The 16,553-nt window shown below is 72.6% G+C and carries 16 protein-coding genes; 8 read left to right on the top strand and 8 right to left on the bottom strand.

Going from position 1 to position 16,553, the window contains the following annotated elements; genetic code table 11:
• Nucleotides 1-56 precede the first annotated feature (56 nt).
• The gene (gene glmM, locus ESZ52_RS14330) at nucleotides 57-1,403 is read left to right on the top strand and encodes a phosphoglucosamine mutase (RefSeq protein ID WP_131105531.1); all 1,347 of its coding nucleotides are present in this window, start codon (nucleotides 57-59) and stop codon (nucleotides 1,401-1,403) included.
• On the opposite strand, the gene ESZ52_RS14325 is transcribed toward glmM, so the two are convergent.
• From ESZ52_RS14325 to glpX, 4 genes are all read right to left on the bottom strand, one after another.
• A complete protein-coding gene (locus ESZ52_RS14325) occupies nucleotides 1,381-2,415 on the bottom strand; it encodes a MauE/DoxX family redox-associated membrane protein (protein WP_131105530.1) in 1,035 nt (344 codons plus the stop codon). The two genes, glmM and ESZ52_RS14325, sit on opposite strands and share 23 nt — an antisense overlap.
• 158 nt (nucleotides 2,416-2,573) lie before the next feature.
• Nucleotides 2,574-3,077 (bottom strand): beta-class carbonic anhydrase, encoded by a 504-nt coding sequence (locus ESZ52_RS14320; protein WP_131105529.1) that lies wholly within the window; start codon nucleotides 3,075-3,077, stop codon nucleotides 2,574-2,576.
• 188 nt (nucleotides 3,078-3,265) lie between these two features.
• On the bottom strand, nucleotides 3,266-4,210 hold the full coding sequence (locus ESZ52_RS14315) for a carbohydrate kinase family protein (protein WP_202865347.1): 945 nt from the start codon (nucleotides 4,208-4,210) through the stop codon (nucleotides 3,266-3,268).
• Complete coding sequence (glpX, locus tag ESZ52_RS14310; protein WP_131105528.1) at nucleotides 4,207-5,232, bottom strand: class II fructose-bisphosphatase; 1,026 nt, start codon at nucleotides 5,230-5,232, stop codon at nucleotides 4,207-4,209. The genes ESZ52_RS14315 and glpX overlap by 4 nt, the downstream gene beginning before the upstream one ends.
• Nucleotides 5,233-5,347: 115 nt before the next feature.
• Between glpX and ESZ52_RS14305 the strand changes: the two genes are divergently transcribed.
• A complete protein-coding gene (locus ESZ52_RS14305) occupies nucleotides 5,348-5,998 on the top strand; it encodes a DUF4245 domain-containing protein (protein WP_181009920.1) in 651 nt (216 codons plus the stop codon).
• Nucleotides 5,999-6,010: 12 nt separating this feature from the next.
• On the opposite strand, the gene ESZ52_RS14300 is transcribed toward ESZ52_RS14305, so the two are convergent.
• The gene (locus tag ESZ52_RS14300) at nucleotides 6,011-6,337 is read right to left on the bottom strand and encodes an exodeoxyribonuclease VII small subunit (RefSeq protein WP_131105526.1); all 327 of its coding nucleotides are present in this window, start codon (nucleotides 6,335-6,337) and stop codon (nucleotides 6,011-6,013) included.
• A 183-nt stretch (nucleotides 6,338-6,520) separates the two neighbouring features.
• Between ESZ52_RS14300 and ESZ52_RS14295 the strand changes: the two genes are divergently transcribed.
• Nucleotides 6,521-7,681 (top strand): WD40/YVTN/BNR-like repeat-containing protein, encoded by a 1,161-nt coding sequence (locus tag ESZ52_RS14295; RefSeq protein ID WP_131105525.1) that lies wholly within the window; start codon nucleotides 6,521-6,523, stop codon nucleotides 7,679-7,681.
• Between the two features lie 78 nt (nucleotides 7,682-7,759).
• Here ESZ52_RS14295 and ESZ52_RS14290 read toward each other — a convergent pair whose 3' ends face one another.
• Both ESZ52_RS14290 and xseA read right to left on the bottom strand, forming a co-directional pair.
• Nucleotides 7,760-8,737, bottom strand: a complete 978-nt coding sequence (locus tag ESZ52_RS14290; protein ID WP_131105524.1) for a type IV toxin-antitoxin system AbiEi family antitoxin domain-containing protein — start codon at nucleotides 8,735-8,737, stop codon at nucleotides 7,760-7,762.
• Nucleotides 8,738-8,979: 242 nt separating this feature from the next.
• Nucleotides 8,980-10,212: an exodeoxyribonuclease VII large subunit gene (xseA, locus tag ESZ52_RS14285; RefSeq protein WP_131105523.1), complete on the bottom strand. Its 1,233-nt coding sequence runs from the start codon at nucleotides 10,210-10,212 to the stop codon at nucleotides 8,980-8,982.
• A 143-nt stretch (nucleotides 10,213-10,355) separates the two neighbouring features.
• Here xseA and ESZ52_RS14280 point away from each other — a divergent pair, with 143 nt between their 5' ends.
• From ESZ52_RS14280 to ESZ52_RS14260, 5 genes are all read left to right on the top strand, one after another.
• The gene (locus tag ESZ52_RS14280; RefSeq protein ID WP_131105522.1) at nucleotides 10,356-11,069 is read left to right on the top strand and encodes an alpha/beta fold hydrolase; all 714 of its coding nucleotides are present in this window, start codon (nucleotides 10,356-10,358) and stop codon (nucleotides 11,067-11,069) included.
• A gap of 204 nt (nucleotides 11,070-11,273) precedes the next feature.
• Nucleotides 11,274-12,326 carry a 4-hydroxy-3-methylbut-2-enyl diphosphate reductase gene (locus ESZ52_RS14275; protein ID WP_131106657.1) on the top strand — a complete coding sequence of 351 codons (1,053 nt, stop codon included), beginning with the start codon at nucleotides 11,274-11,276 and terminating at the stop codon, nucleotides 12,324-12,326.
• 299 nt (nucleotides 12,327-12,625) lie between these two features.
• Nucleotides 12,626-13,558 (top strand): transporter substrate-binding domain-containing protein, encoded by a 933-nt coding sequence (locus ESZ52_RS14270; protein ID WP_131105521.1) that lies wholly within the window; start codon nucleotides 12,626-12,628, stop codon nucleotides 13,556-13,558.
• An 11-nt stretch (nucleotides 13,559-13,569) separates the two neighbouring features.
• The gene (locus ESZ52_RS14265; protein WP_238154452.1) at nucleotides 13,570-14,331 is read left to right on the top strand and encodes an amino acid ABC transporter permease; all 762 of its coding nucleotides are present in this window, start codon (nucleotides 13,570-13,572) and stop codon (nucleotides 14,329-14,331) included.
• Nucleotides 14,328-15,098 (top strand): amino acid ABC transporter ATP-binding protein, encoded by a 771-nt coding sequence (locus ESZ52_RS14260; RefSeq protein WP_131105520.1) that lies wholly within the window; start codon nucleotides 14,328-14,330, stop codon nucleotides 15,096-15,098. Before ESZ52_RS14265 ends, ESZ52_RS14260 begins: the two co-directional genes overlap by 4 nt.
• A gap of 75 nt (nucleotides 15,099-15,173) precedes the next feature.
• On the opposite strand, the gene ESZ52_RS14255 is transcribed toward ESZ52_RS14260, so the two are convergent.
• The gene (locus ESZ52_RS14255) at nucleotides 15,174-16,421 is read right to left on the bottom strand and encodes a DNA recombination protein RmuC (RefSeq protein WP_131105519.1); all 1,248 of its coding nucleotides are present in this window, start codon (nucleotides 16,419-16,421) and stop codon (nucleotides 15,174-15,176) included.
• Nucleotides 16,422-16,553: the final 132 nt, after the last annotated feature.

Raw genomic sequence — 16,553 nt, 5'->3', positions numbered from 1 at the left:
CGGCCGCCTGGCCGGCACGCGAGACCACAGCACCTTCTCGACACTAAGGACCCAGGATGGGACGACTCTTCGGCACCGACGGCGTGCGGGGCCTGGCCAACAAGGACATCACCGCAGAGCTGGCGCTCGACCTGTCGGTCGCGGTGGCGCACGAGCTCGGTGGCCAGAGCGTGTTCGGCGGCCAGCGGGCCACCGCGGTGGTCGGTCGCGACCCCCGGGCCTCCGGCGAGTTCCTCTCCGCCGCCGTCATGGCCGGTCTGGCCTCGGCCGGGGTGGACGTGCTGGACGCCGGCGTGCTGCCCACGCCGGCCATCGCCTACCTCACCGGCCGGATGAACGCCGAGATGGGGGCCATGCTCTCGGCCTCGCACAATGCGATGCCGGACAACGGGCTGAAGTTCTTCGCCCGTGGCGGGCACAAGCTCGCCGACGAGATCGAGGACCGGATCTCCGAACGGCTGGGGGTCGACTGGGAGCGCCCGACCGGCGCCGCCGTCGGTCGCATCCGCCCCTTCCCCGCGGGCGCCGAGTTCTACATGGAGCACCTGTTGAACGCCGTCCCCGGTCGGCTGGACGGGCTGCGGATCGTGGTCGACGCCGCGCACGGCGCCGCCTCCGTGGTGGGCCCCGAGGTGCTCCGGCGCGCCGGTGCCACCGTGGACGTCATCGGTGGGGACCCCGACGGGCTCAACATCAACGACGGGGCCGGCTCCACCCACCTGGAGCTGCTCCAGGAGGCCGTGCGGCTGCGGGGCGCCGACATGGGCGTGGCCTTCGACGGCGACGCGGACCGCTGCCTGGCCGTGGACGCCCAGGGCGGGCAGGTGGACGGCGACCAGATCATGGCCATCCTCGCCGTCTCTCTGCGTGAGCAGGGCCAGTTGCGCCAGGACACGCTCGTGGCCACCGTGATGAGCAACCTGGGCCTGCTGCAGGCGCTGCGGCGCGAAGGGATCTCGGTCGTCCAGACCGCGGTGGGCGACCGCTACGTGCTGGAGGAGATGCGCGCCAGGGGCCTGTCGCTCGGCGGGGAGCAGTCCGGCCACGTGATCATGCTGGACCACGGCACGACGGGCGACGGCGTGCTGACGGCGCTGGCGCTGGCCGAGCGCGTCGTCTCCAGCGGTCGCCCGCTGCACGACCTGGCCGCCGTCATGACCCGGCTGCCGCAGGTGCTGACCAACGTCCGGGGCGTCGACAAGGACCGGGTGGGCAGCGACGAGGCGCTGCAGGCCGAGGTGGCCGCCATCGAGGCCGAGCTCGCCGGGGAGGGCCGGGTCCTGCTGCGCAAGTCCGGCACCGAGCCGGTGGTCCGGGTCATGGTCGAGGCCGACTCCGAGCAGCGTGCTCAGGGGTATGCCGACCGCCTCGCCGGTGTGGTCAAGGAGCGCCTGGCGCTCTGACCCGGTCGCCTGCGAGTCGGGCGACGAGGCGCTCGATCGCCTCGACGCCGTTGACCGGCCCGTCCACGACCTGCCCGCCGGTGTCGAGCAGGACCGCGGCCGGGCTGGGGCCGGCCTGCAGGGCCGAGTAGACCCGCGCGCCGGGGTCCCACCAGACCCCCGGGACGCGGGCGAGCCGGGGCTCCTCCCACGGGGCGTGGGTGTGGACCAGCTGCACGCCGAGGCCCGGCAGCTGGGTGCGCCAGTCGGGCAGGCGGTCGATGGTGACCATCGTCGAGCCGCACCAGCAGCTGGCCAGCACCAGCAGCTGGGGTTGCTGGGCGGCCAGCCGCCGCACGGGGACGACCTCGTGGTCGCTGCCGACGAGCAGCCCGTCGTCGACGGGCGAGCCGTCCTGGGAGCCCGTCCCGCCGGCGGGGGAGGCCCCGAGGTGGGTGTCGGCGGTGTGGGCGCTGCCGTGCGTGCCGGCGGTGTCGGCGGCCAGGTCCGCGGGGGGACCGCCGCCGAGGACGAGGGTCGACACCGTGGCCAGCACGACCGCGAGCACGAGCCATGTCCAGTCACCGGCCCCGAATTCCGCCAGCAGCCCGGTGCCGCTCTCACCCTGCAGCGCGACCGCCGCGGTCAGGAGCGCGAGCGCCAGCAGGACGCTGTTGCGGACCACCGTCCGGCCGGTGACCCGGTGGTCACCCACGCGTCCGAAGCAGGAGCAGGTGGGGCGGGGGTCGAAGGTCATGGCCCGCGCCACGACCACCCAGAAGGCGAGGAACAGCAGGACCGCGGCCAGCGAGCCGAGGGCGAAGGTCCACCGCCACGGCGTGAGCAGCAGCGCCGCGACCGCGAGCTCTGCCCACGGCAGCAGGCGGGCGACCGTGCGGTGGGCCGCCCTCCCCGGCAGCCGGAGAGACGTCATCATGCTGTGCGTCGACCTCGGGTCCGGCAGCTTGGCCACGCCGCTGAGGACCAGCACGGCCGCCAGTGCGAGGGGAGCCAGCGCGAACGCAGGGGGCATGACAGCCAGGCTACGTGACCCGCTAATGGCCCCTCGGTCGCGCCAGGTGCGTACGGGGGCGCGAAACGTTCCGCGGAACGCACAGCCAGAACCGTGGCCGGGAACCGTGCGAAAACGTTCCGCGGAACGCGCCGGGCTTCCTGCCCGGGCGGCCAGGGTCAGACCAGCTGGGTCAGGGCACCGGTGTCCACGTCGTAGAGGAAGCCGCCCGCCTCGACGCGGCCGGCGATGAGCGGGTGGGTGGTCACCCGGCGGACGTCCTCCACGAGGGCAGCCTTCTGGTCGGCGACGACGTGGAAGTGCTGCCACCAGGCATCCTGCCCGGAGACCTCGGTGACCTTCTCCCGCAGCTCGTTCTCGCTGAACTTCGTCATCGCGCACCGGGTGTGCGGCACGATGAGGACCCGCTCGACCCCCAGCAGGTGCACCCCGAGCACCAGCGCCTCCAGGGCCGCCTCGGTGACCCGCCCGCCGGGGTTGCGGAAGATCTTGGCGTCCCCGTGGGTCAGCCCCACCATCTGCAGCGGCTCGATCCGGCTGTCCATGCAGGTGACGATCGCCACCCCGGCGCGGGCGATCCCGTCGAATCCCTTCAGCTCCTCGGCGTGCGAGGCGGAGTAGTCGGCGTTGGCCGCAAGGAGGTCCGCGAAGGCGTCGGTCATGGGCAAGGCCTCTCGTCAGGGGACGGTGCAGTCCCGGTCCGGGTCAGGTGCACCCTAGCGCGGGCTCCGGCAGGGTCAGGGTCGACCGTGGTCACGCCCGTCCGGGTCGGTCACTCTCCGTCCGAGCCGGGTAGGCGTTCGGGCCGAGGCCGTCTGCTGGGCAGCCTTGCGGTGGAGGTGAGCCGGACTCAGGTCGAGGTCAGGTGGAGGTCCGCGCGCGTGGGTGCCGCCGCGCCGGAGCGCCCCACCGTCCAGGAGGCGGCGGCGACCGCCCGTCCTAGGGCTGGATCGAGGTCCGGGCCCGTCGCACGGCGTAGACGTTCCCTGGCGGCGGCGTCGCCCAGCAACCCGGTGTCGAGCAGCCCGGAGAGCAGCCCGGCCATGAAGGAGTCACCGGCCCCCACGGTGTCGACCACCTCCACCTGCTGCGCGGGAAGCTCCAGGGTCGTCCCGGTGGCGGGCAGGTGCACCAGCGGGCCGTCGGCGCCCCGGGTCACCACGACCAGCACGGGGGAGAGCCGGCCCCACTCGCGCGCCACGTCCAGCGCGGGCGCGTCGGCATACAGCCACTCCAGGTCCTCCAGGCTGGCCTTGACCACGTCGCTGCGGCCCACGCACTCCTCGATCCGCTGCCGGGCGTCCTCCGGCCGGCCCATGAGGGTGGGTCGGCAGTTCGGGTCGTAGGAGACGGTCGCGCCCGCCATCCGCGCCCGCGCCATGAGGTCGACGACCGCGCTGCCGCCGGGCTCGACGGTCGCCGCGAGCGACCCGGTGTGCAGGTGTCCCACCCCACCCAGGTCCTGCTCGCCGAGCCGCCAGGCCAGGTCGAAGTCGTAGGTGGCCACGCCCTCGCCGTCCAGGTGCGCCGTGGCGGTCGAGGTGCGCTCGGCCGCGAGCGAGCCCTCGGTGAGCTGCACGCCATACCCCTCCAGGTGGGTGCGCAGGTGCCGACCGCGCTCGTCGTCGGCCAGGTATGCCGTGAGCCGGCTGGGGTGGCCCAGGGAGGCCAGGCCGACGGCGACGTTGGCGGGGGAGCCGCCCACGTGCTCGGTGCGCTGCCCGTCGGGGGAGACGACGACGTCGATCAACGCCTCGCCGACGGTCAGCACGAGGTCGTCGGGGCGCTGGCTCACACGGCGTCCGGGGCGTGCGCGTCGGCGATCGCGGCCACCTTGTCCAGGCGGTGGTGGGAGGTGATCTCCCGGATCGTGCCGGACCGGGAGCGCATGACGAGGGACTGGGTGACCGCCGCGCCCCCGCCGTAGCGGACGCCGCGCAGCAGCGGCCCGCTGGTGATGCCGGTGGCGGCGAAGAAGCAGTTGTCGCTGGTGACGAGGTCCTCGGTGGTCAGCACCCGGTCCAGGTCGTGGCCGGCGTCGATCGCCTTCTGCCGCTCGTCGTCGTCCTGGGGCCAGAGCCGGCCCTGGATGACCCCGCCCATCGCGCGCATCGCGCAGGCGGTGATGATCCCCTCCGGGGTGCCGCCGATGCCGAGCAGGATGTCCGCCGAGCCCTCCTCGCGCGCGGCCGAGAGCGCGCCGGCCACGTCGCCGTCGGTGATGAACCGGAGGCGGGCGCCGGCGTCGCGCACCTGCTGCACGTAGTCGGCGTGACGGGGGCGGTCGAGCATGACGACGGTGACGTCCTCGACGTGCTTCTTCTTGGCGCGGGCCAGACGGCGCAGGTTCTCCCGGATCGGCAGGCGGATGTCGACCCGGTCGGCCGCGTCGGGGCCCACGACGAGCTTGTCCATGTAGAAGACGGCCGAGGGGTCGTACATCGTGCCGCGCTCGGAGACGGCGATGACCGAGATCGCGTTGTCCATCCCCTTGGCGGTGGGGGTGGTGCCCTCGACCGGGTCGACGGCCACGTCCGCCTGCGGGCCCTCGCCGTCGCCGACGTGCTCGCCGTTGTAGAGCATCGGCGCCTCGTCCTTCTCGCCCTCGCCGATGACGACGATGCCGTCCATGGCGACCTGGCTGATCACCTTGCGCATCGCCTCGACGGCGGCGTTGTCGGCGAGGTTCTTGTCGCCCCGGCCCACCCAGCGGCCAGCGGCCAGGGCGGCAGCCTCGGTGACCCGCACCAGCTCTAGGGCAAGGTTGCGGTCGGGCAGCACCTGGTCGGTGGGCTTGGGGGAGCGGTCGGCGGCCATGGGGGCGACTCCTTCGTCTGGACGGTCAGGCGGATCCCAGCCTATCCCGGCCTCTTCAGGGCGGTGGAGGGCGCAGGCGGGACGAGGCAGCCCCAGAAGGTGGGACCATGGAGGGGTGAGCACGGCGACACCCCCTACCCAGACACCGGACCGACAGCCCGGATCCTCTGCGGGCCCACAGAGCCCGAGCTCGCAGAGCCCGCAGGACAAGCGGCGCAAGCGGCTCGCGTCCTACTCGGTGCGCAACATGGTGCTCTCGGTTCTGCCCGTGGGGGCGCTGGCTCTGGTGTGGTGGGCCATCCCCTTCAACCCCTCTGAGCCGGTGCGGCCGCACGTCGAGACGGAGGCGACCGCGCAGTATGTCGCTGAGCAGTCGGACTTCCCGGTGTGGGTCCCGCAGCCGCCGGAGGAGTGGATCCCGACGGTCGCCTGGTACGAGGCGCGGTACGACGAGATGCCGACCTGGCACATCTCCTACGAGACCCCGGAGGGGGAGTACCTCGCGCTGACGCAGGCCGCGGACGTCAGCGACCGCTGGCTCGACGAGGTGCTGCGTGACGGCACCGAGGACCGCGAGGTGGAGCTCACCGGGCCGGACGGCGAGCAAGCGTTCATGCAGTTCCAGGGGCCCCGCCCCAGCAACGCCGAGCTCGCCTGGCTGCTCGGGCCCGAGGACACCGGCGGCTCGACCGTCGTCGTGCACGGCACCGCCGGGGCGTTGGCCGAGCTGCCCGAGTTCCTGGAGTCGGTGCAGGCTCGCGACTGAGGCCGGGTCGTCTCAGGTGCCGGCCGAGGAGCCCTCGGCCGCGTCCGGCTGGTCCGCACGCGCATCCGGCGCCGGGTCCGTGGTCCCGTCGCCGTCGGGGGCGGCTTGCGCGACGGGCTCTCCCTCGCCCGTCGCCCGGTCCAGGGTCGACTGCGCGGCGTCCAGCTTGGCCTGGCAGTGCGCAGCGAGCTCCTCGCCCCGCTCCCAGAGCAGCATCGACTCCTCCAGCGGCACCTGGCCCGACTCGATGCGGGAGACCAGCCGGACCAGCTCGTCACGCGCCTGCTCGTAGGACAGGTCGGCCACGGGCGTCGGGGCGTCGGCGTCTGGAGTGCTCACCCGCTCCACTGTAGTCGGCCCCTGTGCCGGGCCTCCCCACCCATCGGTGGCGACCCGGGCAGGCGGTTGCGGGCGCGGCGTCGACGGCAGCACACTGAGAACGGCCCGTCCTCCCGGGCCGGGTCGGCCGACTCTCACCCGCTCCGTGAGCTCGACCGACCCCCTCGCACGAGGGGAGCTGTCATGTCCGAGCCTGCTCCGCGCCTGTTGGTGGGCACGACCAAGGGCGCCTTCATCCTCACCGGCACGGCCGGTCGCGAACGGTGGTCGGTCCGGGGGCCGCTGTGCGACGGGTGGCCGATCAACCACGTCGTGGGGGACCCGCGGTCGGGCACCGTCTGGGCCGGGGGCGGGAGCGAGTGGAACGGTGCGGGCGTCTTCCGCTCCACGGACGGCGGCACGTCGTGGACGCTGAGCAAGCTGACCGTCGGAGAGGTCGACCGGTGGGCGGAGAAGGACCCGGACTTCGCCGCGTCGATCGGTTGGCGTGCGCAACCCATGCCGTTCGGCGACCGGTTCGCCCAGGTCTGGTCGCTGGCCCGGGTGGGTGACCGTCTCTACGCCGGCACCAAGCCGGCTGCGCTCCTGGTGAGCGAGGACGACGGACTGACCTGGAGCGAGGTGGAGTCGCTCACCGAGCACCCGTCGGTTCCCGGGTGGTCACCGGGCGCCGCGGGTCTGGTGCTGCACACGATCATCAGCGACCCGGCCGCCCCGGAGAAGCTCTGGCTCGGGATCTCAGCCGCGGGGGTCTTCGCCAGCAAGGACGGTGGGGGTGCCTGGGAGCGGCGCAACGCCCTGGTGGACGGCGGGCTGACCGGCGGCGCCTCCGGTGCGGACCATCCGGGCGGTCCGGGCGACGGCGAGGTGGGTCACTGCGTGCACAACCTGGTGCGCGCTCCGGGCCCCGCCGACGTGCTCTACCAGCAGAACCACGTGGGGGTATGGCGCTCGGACGACGGAGGCCAGACCTGGCTGGACATCACTGACGGGCTGCCCTCGACCTTCGGCTTCCCGATCCAGGTGCACCCGCAGGACCCGCAGACCGTCTGGACGATCCCGCTCAACGGTGACATGGAGGGTCGGTACCCGCCCGCCGCCGCAGCTGCGGTCTGGCGCTCGCGGGACGGCGGCCGCAGCTGGCAGGACCAGCGGGCCGGCCTGCCTCAGGAGGCGTGCTACTTCACCGTGCTCCGGCAGGCGATGGGCGTCGACCGCCTGGAACCGGCCGGCGTCTACTTCGGCACCAACACCGGCTCGGTCTTCGCCAGCCGCGACGAGGGGAAAACCTGGGCGGAGGCGGCCCGCCACCTGCCGACGGTGCTGTCGGTGGAGGTGCTCTGAGACTCTGGACATCAGACCCCCCGGACCGCGGTAGGTAGGTGTCGCCAGCGCAACACCTACCTACCGCGGACCTATGGGTCAACCAGACGCGGCGAGAGGTTGAAGGTGTCGCCAGCGCGGGTCATGGGGGAGCCGGCAGTCGGGGCCGCAGGAGCGAGGCTGCCCTGCCCATCCCCGTGCCTGTTGGGCAGCGGCCACGTCGGCGGCGAGGTCGCAGGGGTGGACGACGACCTCGACCCAGCCCGCCCGGATCGTCACCTCGCCCTTGCCGGCGGCCTCCCGGTCCCGGCTGCGGTCCTGACGTTGCCGGGTCGAGTGGAAGAGGTCGCCGTCGATCTTCAGACCCAGCCCCCTCCGCCGGTCCATGAAGTCCAGGCGGCGCGACCGGCCGTCGGCCACCGCCTGCGGGCCGTCCATCGGCACCTGTCGTTCCATCGGTGGTAGGCCGTGGGCCTGCTCGACATCGCGCACGTAGCGGGCCTCGGCCACGCTGCCGAGGCCGGACTCCGCGGCGACCAGCATCTCCTCCAGCACCCCTCGGCGCGAGTGCCGGGGATGGTGGAGCAGCTCTTCGCGCAGCTCGGGGACGGTGATCCTTCTCATCGACACGGCACGGGTGAGCAGAGCGAGGGCGTCGTCGACGGTGGTCGCCGGGAGCGCCAGGATGTCGAGGACCGTCTGGGCCAGCGAGGTCACGGGGACCTGATGGCGCATGGCCGCCGTCAGCCGCCGACGTCGGCGGGTGCGGACGCCCGGCAGCGGGCCGTGCCGGTGCACCGCCTCCGGCTCGGCCAGCGTGAGGATCTGCGGCGCGGACGGGTGCAGGCCCCAGAGGTGCAGGGCGCAGTGCAGGCTGACGACTGCTCCCGGTCCTCGCGCCAGGGTCGCCGCCCTGGCCCTGTCTCGCCAGGCCACCTCCCCGCTGTAGGTGGCATAGACCCCGGCGAAGATCCTCTGCCACCGGCCGGTCCTGAGCCGGTGCCGGATCATCGACGGCGTGATGCCCCGCGCCAGCGCCTGCTGGCGCGAGATCACCGGGGGCAGCGGTCTCGACATGGGACGAGGATGTCCGAGCCGGGAGCCCGGGGGCAGGACTTGTCCACAGCCGCGGCCTGAAGCACGGGTCTGCCTGAGGGGCGGGTCTACTTGACGCGCGGGTCCACGGTAGTTCGGTGTCGCCATCGCGACACCGGGCTACCGCACAACCCAGGCAGGGAGGGGCCGCCCCTGGCCTGCCTCGGCCGGCGTCGACGACCCGCAGCGGCAGGGCGTCCTCTGGGTCAGGCTTCGTCCGGAGGTCAGCCAGCCACCGGCCGGACGGCGAAGTCACCGCGGGCGACAGTCACCCGTAGCAGCTCGGCGGCGTCGACCTCCTCGCGGTCGCGGACGATGCTGCCGTCGGCGTGGCGGACGACGGCATACCCGCGCTCCAGGGTGTGCTGGGGCGAGACGGCGCGGAGATGACGCAGCAGCTGGTGGGAGCGGTCGCGCTCGCGGACCAGCCGCTCCGCCAGGCGTCCGCGTCCGCGCTGGACCAGGTCGGTGACCTCGTCCCGGTGCCGGGTGATGATCGCGGCGCGGTCGGTCATCACCGGACGGGACAGCAGCGCCTCCAGCCGTTCACGTTCGGAGCGGATCCGGGTGGCGATGGCCCGGCGGCTCCGGCGACGGACGGTGACCAGCCCGCGCAGCTCGTCGGCGACGTCCGGCACGACCGCGGCCGCCGCGTGGGTCGGTGTCGAGGCGCGCAGGTCGGCGACGAAGTCGAGCAGGGGAGTGTCGCTCTCGTGCCCGATCGCGGAGACGACCGGCGTCCTCGTGGCAGCGGCCGCGCGGACGAGGGTCTCGTTGGAGAAGGGCAGGAGGTCCTCGAAGGATCCCCCGCCCCGGGCGACGACGATGACCTCGACCTCGGCCATGGCGTCCAGCTCGCGCAGCGCCGCGGTCACCTGCGCGACCGTCTCGGTGCCCTGCACGGCCACCTGCCGCACCTCGACCTGCGCCGCCGGCCAGCGCCGAGCCACGCCGGCCAGGACGTCGCGCTCGGCGGCCGTCGCCCGACCGGTGATCAGCCCCACCCGGCGGGGCAGGAAGGGCAGCAGCCGCTTGCGGTCGGGCTCGAAGAGGCCCTCGCTGCGCAGCAGCTGCTTGAGGTGCTCCAGCCGGGCCAGCAGCTCACCCACACCGACGTGGCGCATCTGCCGGGCCTCCAGCTGCAGGGTGCCCCGCTTGGCCCAGAACGTCGGCTTGGCGTGCACCACGACGCGGGCCCCCTGCTGCGGCGGGCTCGGCATGGCGTCAAGCGCACCGGTCGGGATCGCCACGGACAGCGACATGTCGACGTCGGGATCGCGCAGGGTCAGGAACGCCGTCGACATCCCGGGCCGACGGTTGAGCTGCACGATCTGCCCCTCGACCCACAGCGGCGACATCTTCTCCACGTAGTCGCCGATCTTCATCGACAGGACGCGCACCGGCCAGGGGGTGGACGCCGTGGTCTCCCTGGCGGTGGCGGGCAGCTGCGAGGACACGACGTCAGGGTATGCGGTGTGCCGCCGCAGGGCGGCCGGCGCACCGGGACGGCGGTGGAAGCGGGCCGAGCGTCTGCATACCCGAGCGTCTGCATACCGAGGCTGGCTCCGGTGCCGGGGCGCTGCACCTTCACACTTGAGGCATGACACGGGCGCTGATCCTCCTGCACGGGACCCGGATGAGCCGGCGTCAGTGGCGTCCCTACGAGCAGCTGCTGCCCGGCCTGCCGCTGGTGGTCCGCGACCTGCCTGGTCACGGGGACCGGGCGGGCGAGGAGTTCACCCGCGACGCGGCCCTGACCACCGTCGAGGAGGCTGTGGACGAGGCGCGTCGGCTCGGGGACGGCAAGCCGGTGCTGGCCGGCCACAGCCTGGGCGGCTACCTCGGCGCGATGTGGGCGGCCCAGCACCCGCACGACCTCGGTGCGCTCGTGCTCATCGGGGCCACGGCCGACCCCGCCGGACCGCTCACCGGCCTCTACCGCGGCTTCGCCCGCCTGCTGCCCTACGTGGACCCCGAGCGGATGGCGGCCGCGATGAACCTCATCTTCCGGCGCCTCGGTGCCAAGGGGGAGCACGCGGAGCTGCTCCCGGACGGGACGGCCTACGCCGCGCTCCCAGCGGCCTGGCAGCTGGTGATCGACGAGTGCGGTCCCGATCTGCTGCGCGAGGTGCCCTGCCCGGTGTGGATGGTCAACGGCCAGCTGGACCAGATGCGGATCCACGTCCGCAGGTTCGCCGCCGCCGCACCGGACCCGCACGTGGTCACGGTCCCGCGGGCGACGCACCTCATGCCGGCGACCCACCCCGAGCAGGTGGCCGCGGTGCTGCGCGAGGCGGTGGCCAAGGCCGGCTGAGCGGGGCGCCTCATGAGCCACACAGAGAGCTGGCTCGTCATGGGGGAGCCGGTTCTTGCCGGCGCACCCATGACAACCCGGCTCAAGGTGCGCAGGCGGCACGGGTCGGCGGGGTCCGGCCCGACGGTGCTCAGGGGAGAGCCAGGGATCTTCCGTAGACTGTCCCCTGTGACTTCCACCACGCCGTCCACCCGACCCGCCGACATCTCCGCCCCCGCGCCCGCGGGACCCGACGGGGCCAAGCGAGTCCTGCTGGCCGCCCCGCGTGGCTACTGCGCCGGCGTCGACCGTGCCGTCGTCACCGTCGAGAAGGCGCTGGAGCTCTACGGCCCGCCGGTCTACGTGCGCAAGGAGATCGTGCACAACAAGCACGTGGTGCGCACGCTGGAGAAGCGCGGGGCGATCTTCGTCGACCAGACCCAGGAGGTCCCCGAGGGGGCCCGGGTGATCTTCTCCGCCCACGGCGTCAGCCCGGCCGTGCACGAGGAGGCCCGCCAGCTGAGCCTGAAGACCATCGACGCCACCTGCCCCCTGGTGACCAAGGTGCACCGGGAGGCCGTGCGCTTCGCGTCCGACGACTACGACATCCTGCTCGTCGGCCACGAGGGCCACGAGGAGGTCGAGGGCACGCAGGGGGAGGCGCCGGAGCACATCACCCTGGTCGAGAGCCCCGAGGACGTCGAGCACGTCGAGGTGCGCGACCCGGAGAAGGTCGTCTGGCTCTCCCAGACCACGCTGTCCGTCGACGAGACGATGGAGACCGTTCGCCGACTTCGCGAGAAGTTCCCCAAGCTGCAGGACCCGCCCAGCGACGACATCTGCTACGCCACCCAGAACCGCCAGGTCGCGGTCAAGCAGATGGCCGCCGACTGCGACCTGATGATCGTCGTGGGCTCCCAGAACTCCTCCAACTCCAAGCGACTGGTCGAGGTGGCGCTGGAGTACGGCTCCCGCGACGGGCACCTGGTCGACTACGCCGACGAGATCGACGAGGCCTGGTTCGACGGCGTGCAGACCGTGGGCGTGACCAGCGGGGCCAGCGTGCCCGAGGTGCTGGTGCGCGACGTCCTGGACTGGCTGGCCGAGCGAGGGTATGCCGACGTCTCGGCCGTCACCGCCGCTGAGGAGTCGCTGCTCTTCTCCCTGCCGCCGGAGATCCGTCGTGACCTCAAGGCGGCCGGCAAGGAGTCGGTCAAGGTCCAGCACGACCCGAACGCGATCCCCAGCGCCAGGCGGTCGGCCGAGTCGGTGCGCTGACGCGCTGCGCCGCCGAGCTCAGGAGTCGGTGCGCCTGGCCAGAGGTCACGGTTCGGTAACGCTTCGGCTCGCGAGGCTTGAGCAGGGCTCCGCCCTCTCACCGTTCCTGTCCGCGCGCGGGTAGCGGACCCCCGGCCACCTCGCAACTCGGTGCTGATCTGGGCAGAAGACGTCGCCGGGTCGTGGCATGGTGGTCCGCACCGGGTCTGTGTCGGGCCACCGTCGGGGGATGGTCAGGCGCCGGCCCGGGGCACGAGGGAGCCGCAGCCGGTGGCTCCCGCCGCACCGAGGAGTATCAGATGTCGATGACCACTGCCCGCACGGCTCTCGTCGCGCTCGCCGCCTCCGGCGCGCTCGTGCTGTCCGCCTGCGGCGACAACGGTGATGACAGCGGCGACGCCAACGGCGCGGCCGGAACGGACACCGGTTCGGCCGGTGCCGGCGACCTCCAGGGAGACCTCATCGAGGACGGCACGCTGATCGTGGCGATGTCCGGCGAGTTCCAGCCGTTCAGCTACTTCGACGGCAACACGCTGACCGGCTTCGACCACGACATCGGCGCTGCTGTCGCGGAGGAGCTCGGTCTGGAGATCCGGGCCGAGTCCGCGACCTTCGCCTCGCTCATCGGCGGGCTGCAGGCCAACCGGTATGACGTGCTCGTGGCCTCGATGACCCCGACCGAGGAGCGTGCCCAGGCCGTCGAGTTCACCGACGGCTACTACAGCTCCGGCGCCCAGGCCTTCGTCCAGAGCGGCACCGACTGCACGGACATCACCCAGATGGACAGCCCCGCCGTCGGTGTGGCGACCGGCACCACCTACATGGAGTACCTGGAGAACGAGGGCGCGGAGTGGGTCGGGGAGATCCGCTCCTTCGACTCCGACGTCGTCGCCCTGCGCGACCTGGGCACCGGCCGGCTGGACGCCGTGATGACCGACCGCCTCGTCGGGCTCTACCAGATCGAGGAGGCCGGTCTCGACGTCGTCGAGTGCGGCGACCCGCTCTACACCGAGTCCCCGGCCTTCGCGGTCAAGAAGGGCAACACCGGCCTGGTCGAGGACCTCAACGCGGCGCTGGCCGCGATCGTGGAGAACGGCACCTACGCGGAGATCAGCGAGGAGTACTTCGGCCAGGACATCTCCGGCACGGCGGGTGAGGTCACCGATGTCTCTGGCGACGGTGCCACCGAGACAGGGGCGCCGGCGGACGACGACGCCGAGACCGACGGCTGAGCGCGACCGTCGTGGACGGATTTCTCTCCACACTGGAGCAGTTCTTCTCCCGGTTCGCGGAGTACGCACCGCTCTTCATCGAGGCCACGTGGCTCACCCTGAGCCTCACGGCGGTCTCCCTGCTCATGGCCATGGTCGGCGGCGCCGCGGTCGCGGCGCTGGCCATGAGCAGGGTGCGGCCCCTGCGGTGGCTGGCGACGGCCTACATCGGCCTGGTCCGTGGCACCCCGCTGATCACCCAGATCTTCATCATCTACTTCGGCCTGGCCTACGTCGTCACGCTGCCTGCGTTCTGGGCCGGTGCGATCGCCCTGGCCTTCCACAACTCGGCCTACATCGCCGAGATCATGCGGGCCGGGTTCCAGTCGGTGCCCAAGGGCCTGACGGAAGCCTCGAGATCCCTCGGGATGTCGAAGGTGAAGACGCTGAAGCGGGTGCAGGCACCGCTCGCGCTGCGCACGACGCTGCCGGTGCTGGGCAACCAGTACATCATCGCGGTGAAGGACTCCTCGCTGGTCGCGTTCATCGGGATGAACGAGCTCTTCCGCACCTCGCAGAACATGGCGGCCTCCACCTACCAGCCGCTGACGGCATACATCATCGTGGCGGTCTACTACCTGGCGATCGTCCTGGTGCTGACACTGGTAGTGAACGGGCTGGAGCGGCGGCTGAGCAAGCACCGGCGGCCGGTGGCGGCCGGGCGGGACGACGTCGCGGACCCGGGTGAGCCAGTCGCCCAGGCCGGCAAGGAGCCTACGGAGGGTATGCGATGACGCAGGAGGAGAACGCCCCGAGCCGGGCCGCCGAACCGCTGGTCCGGATGCGCGGGATCGTGAAGAAGTTCGGCTCGACCACCGTCCTGGACGGCATCGACCTCGACGTGCACGAGGGAGAGGTTGTCTGCCTGATCGGTCCGTCCGGCGCAGGCAAGTCCACCCTGCTGCGGTGCATCAACGGGTTGGAGCGGATCTCCGGCGGCACCATCGAGGTCGGCGGCGACCGGCTGAGCTATGAGGAGAAGCAGCTCAACGCGACCCGCTCCCGCATCGGGATGGTCTTCCAGTCCTTCAACCTCTTCCCGCACATGACGGTCCTGGAGAACGTCTCCGTCGCTCAGCGGGAGGTGCTCGGCCGCAGCAAGGGTGAGGCGCGGGAGAAGGCCGAGGGGCTGCTGGCCCGGGTGGGGCTGGCGCACAAGGCCGACGCCTACCCGGACAACCTCTCCGGCGGCCAGCAGCAGCGGGTCGCTATCGCCCGGGCGCTGGCGATGGACCCGAAGGTGATGCTCTTCGACGAGCCGACCTCCGCGCTGGACCCCGAGCTGGTCGGCGAGGTGCTCAAGGTGATGCGGGACCTGGCCGACGAGGGCATGACCATGGTTGTGGTGACCCACGAGATGAGGTTCGCCCGGCAAGCGGCCGACCGTGTCGTCCTGCTGGCCGACGGCGGCATCGCGGAACAGGGCCCGCCCGAGCAGGTGCTGGACGAACCGCGCAGTGAGCGTGGCCGGGCCTTCCTGCGCGAGCTGATTTCGGGGTAGCCCGAGCCCGAGCCGCCAAGGCGGTGGAGACGCCTCGGTCCAGGGGAGCGCGGCGGCGGTGGCGCCGCTGGCGCCTCAGGCCAGGCGGCGGGGCTGCCACGCTGGGGCGTCCTCAGAGGCCTCCGGCGCGGGCAGCGCGTCTTCGAGGTCGCGCTGGGGCGTGGCCTCGGTCAGCTCGCGAGCCAGTTCCTCGGCAAGCAGCTCGGGACTGGTCAAGGGGCGGGGAGCGACCTGCACCGGCTCGGTCGGGGCCGGCGCGTCGTCGGCCAGGCCCAGCTCCTGCATCTTGCGCGCGGTGACCAGGACCCGGGACTCCAGGGTGCCGACGAGCTGGTTGTAGGTCTCCACGGAGCGGCGCAGGGCCGTCCCCATGGCGCCGAGATGGCGCCCGACGGTGCCCAACCGCTGCTGCAGGTCGGTGCCCAGGCGGAGCAGCTCCTGGGCGTTGCTGGTCAGGGCGTCTTGCTGCCAGGCCAGTGCGGTGGCGCGCAGCACCGCCAGCAGGGTGGCGGGGGAGGCCAGCACGACCCGGTGCGCCTGGGCGCTGTCGTAGAGGTCCGGTTCCGCCCGCAGCGCGGCGGCCAGCACCGCGTCGCTGGGCACGAAGCAGACGACGAGCTCGGGGGAGGTCGTGAAGGCGCTCCAGTAGTCCTTGGCGGCTAGGGCCTCGACGTGGCCCCGCAGGGCTCGGGCGTGCTCGCGCAGCTGCCGGGCCACCTCCTTTGGCGGCAGATCGTCGGCCTGGGCCCGGAGGAAGGCGGTCAGTGGCGCCTTGCTGTCGATGACGAGCGTCTTGCCGCCCGGCAGCCGGACCACGACGTCGGGACGGACCCGGGCGTCGTGCCGGCTGATGCCGCTCACCTGCTCGTCGAAGTCGCAGTGCTCCAGCATGCCGGCGTGCTCGAGCACCCGGCGCAGCTGCACCTCGCCCCAGGTTCCGCGCGTGCCGGAGGAGGACAGCGCACCCGACAGGGCGGCGGTCTGTTGCTGCAGCGCACGGGTCTGCTCCGCGACCTGAGCCAGGTGCTCGCCGACCTGACCGAACTGCTCGACGCGGTCGCGCTCCAAGGTCCGGACCTGCCGCTCCACCCGGTCCAGGGAGTCCCGCAGCGGACCCAGCTCGGCCGCGGCCCGGCGGTCCTGCTGGCTAGCGTCCAGGGCGAGGGTGAGCTCGCGCCGCAGGCCTTCTGCCTCGCTGCGGGCGACGTCCCGCTCGGCGCGCGCCGCGGAGCCGCGGGACTGCGCCAGCAGCCAGCCCCACGACATACCGATGAGCAGGAGCGCGAGTGCCGCCAGCGTGAGGACGAGAGGGGAGAGGTCCATGGCCACACCCTCGCAGCGAGGTCCGACATACCTGGGGAGGTGCGAACCGTGCGCCCGGTCGGGGCAGAGCGTGTCGCCGGTGGGGGGCAGACCGTGTCGCCGGTCGGGGTGGGTGGGCGCGGGTCACGATCC

The organism is Ornithinimicrobium sufpigmenti, assembly GCF_004322775.1.
Lineage (GTDB): Bacteria > Actinomycetota > Actinomycetes > Actinomycetales > Dermatophilaceae > Ornithinicoccus > Ornithinicoccus sufpigmenti.
The sequence above is the reverse complement of the archived record's forward strand: the minus strand, read 5'-3'. Positions and strand labels throughout refer to the sequence as shown.

Bases quoted from the DNA above. Each gene is read 5' to 3' on its own strand.
- ESZ52_RS14270 (WP_131105521.1), top strand. From the start codon at position 12,626: ATGTCGATGACCACTGCCCGCACGGCTCTCGTCGCGCTCGCCGCCTCC.
- ESZ52_RS14255 (WP_131105519.1), bottom strand. From the start codon at position 16,421: ATGGACCTCTCCCCTCTCGTCCTCACGCTGGCGGCACTCGCGCTCCTG.
- ESZ52_RS14325 (WP_131105530.1), bottom strand. From the start codon at position 2,415: ATGCCCCCTGCGTTCGCGCTGGCTCCCCTCGCACTGGCGGCCGTGCTG.
- ESZ52_RS14260 (WP_131105520.1), top strand. From the start codon at position 14,328: ATGACGCAGGAGGAGAACGCCCCGAGCCGGGCCGCCGAACCGCTGGTC.
- ESZ52_RS14295 (WP_131105525.1), top strand. From the start codon at position 6,521: ATGTCCGAGCCTGCTCCGCGCCTGTTGGTGGGCACGACCAAGGGCGCC.
- glmM (WP_131105531.1), top strand. From the start codon at position 57: ATGGGACGACTCTTCGGCACCGACGGCGTGCGGGGCCTGGCCAACAAG.
- glpX (WP_131105528.1), bottom strand. From the start codon at position 5,232: ATGGCCGCCGACCGCTCCCCCAAGCCCACCGACCAGGTGCTGCCCGAC.
- ESZ52_RS14320 (WP_131105529.1), bottom strand. From the start codon at position 3,077: ATGACCGACGCCTTCGCGGACCTCCTTGCGGCCAACGCCGACTACTCC.
- ESZ52_RS14290 (WP_131105524.1), bottom strand. From the start codon at position 8,737: ATGTCGAGACCGCTGCCCCCGGTGATCTCGCGCCAGCAGGCGCTGGCG.
- ESZ52_RS14280 (WP_131105522.1), top strand. From the start codon at position 10,356: ATGACACGGGCGCTGATCCTCCTGCACGGGACCCGGATGAGCCGGCGT.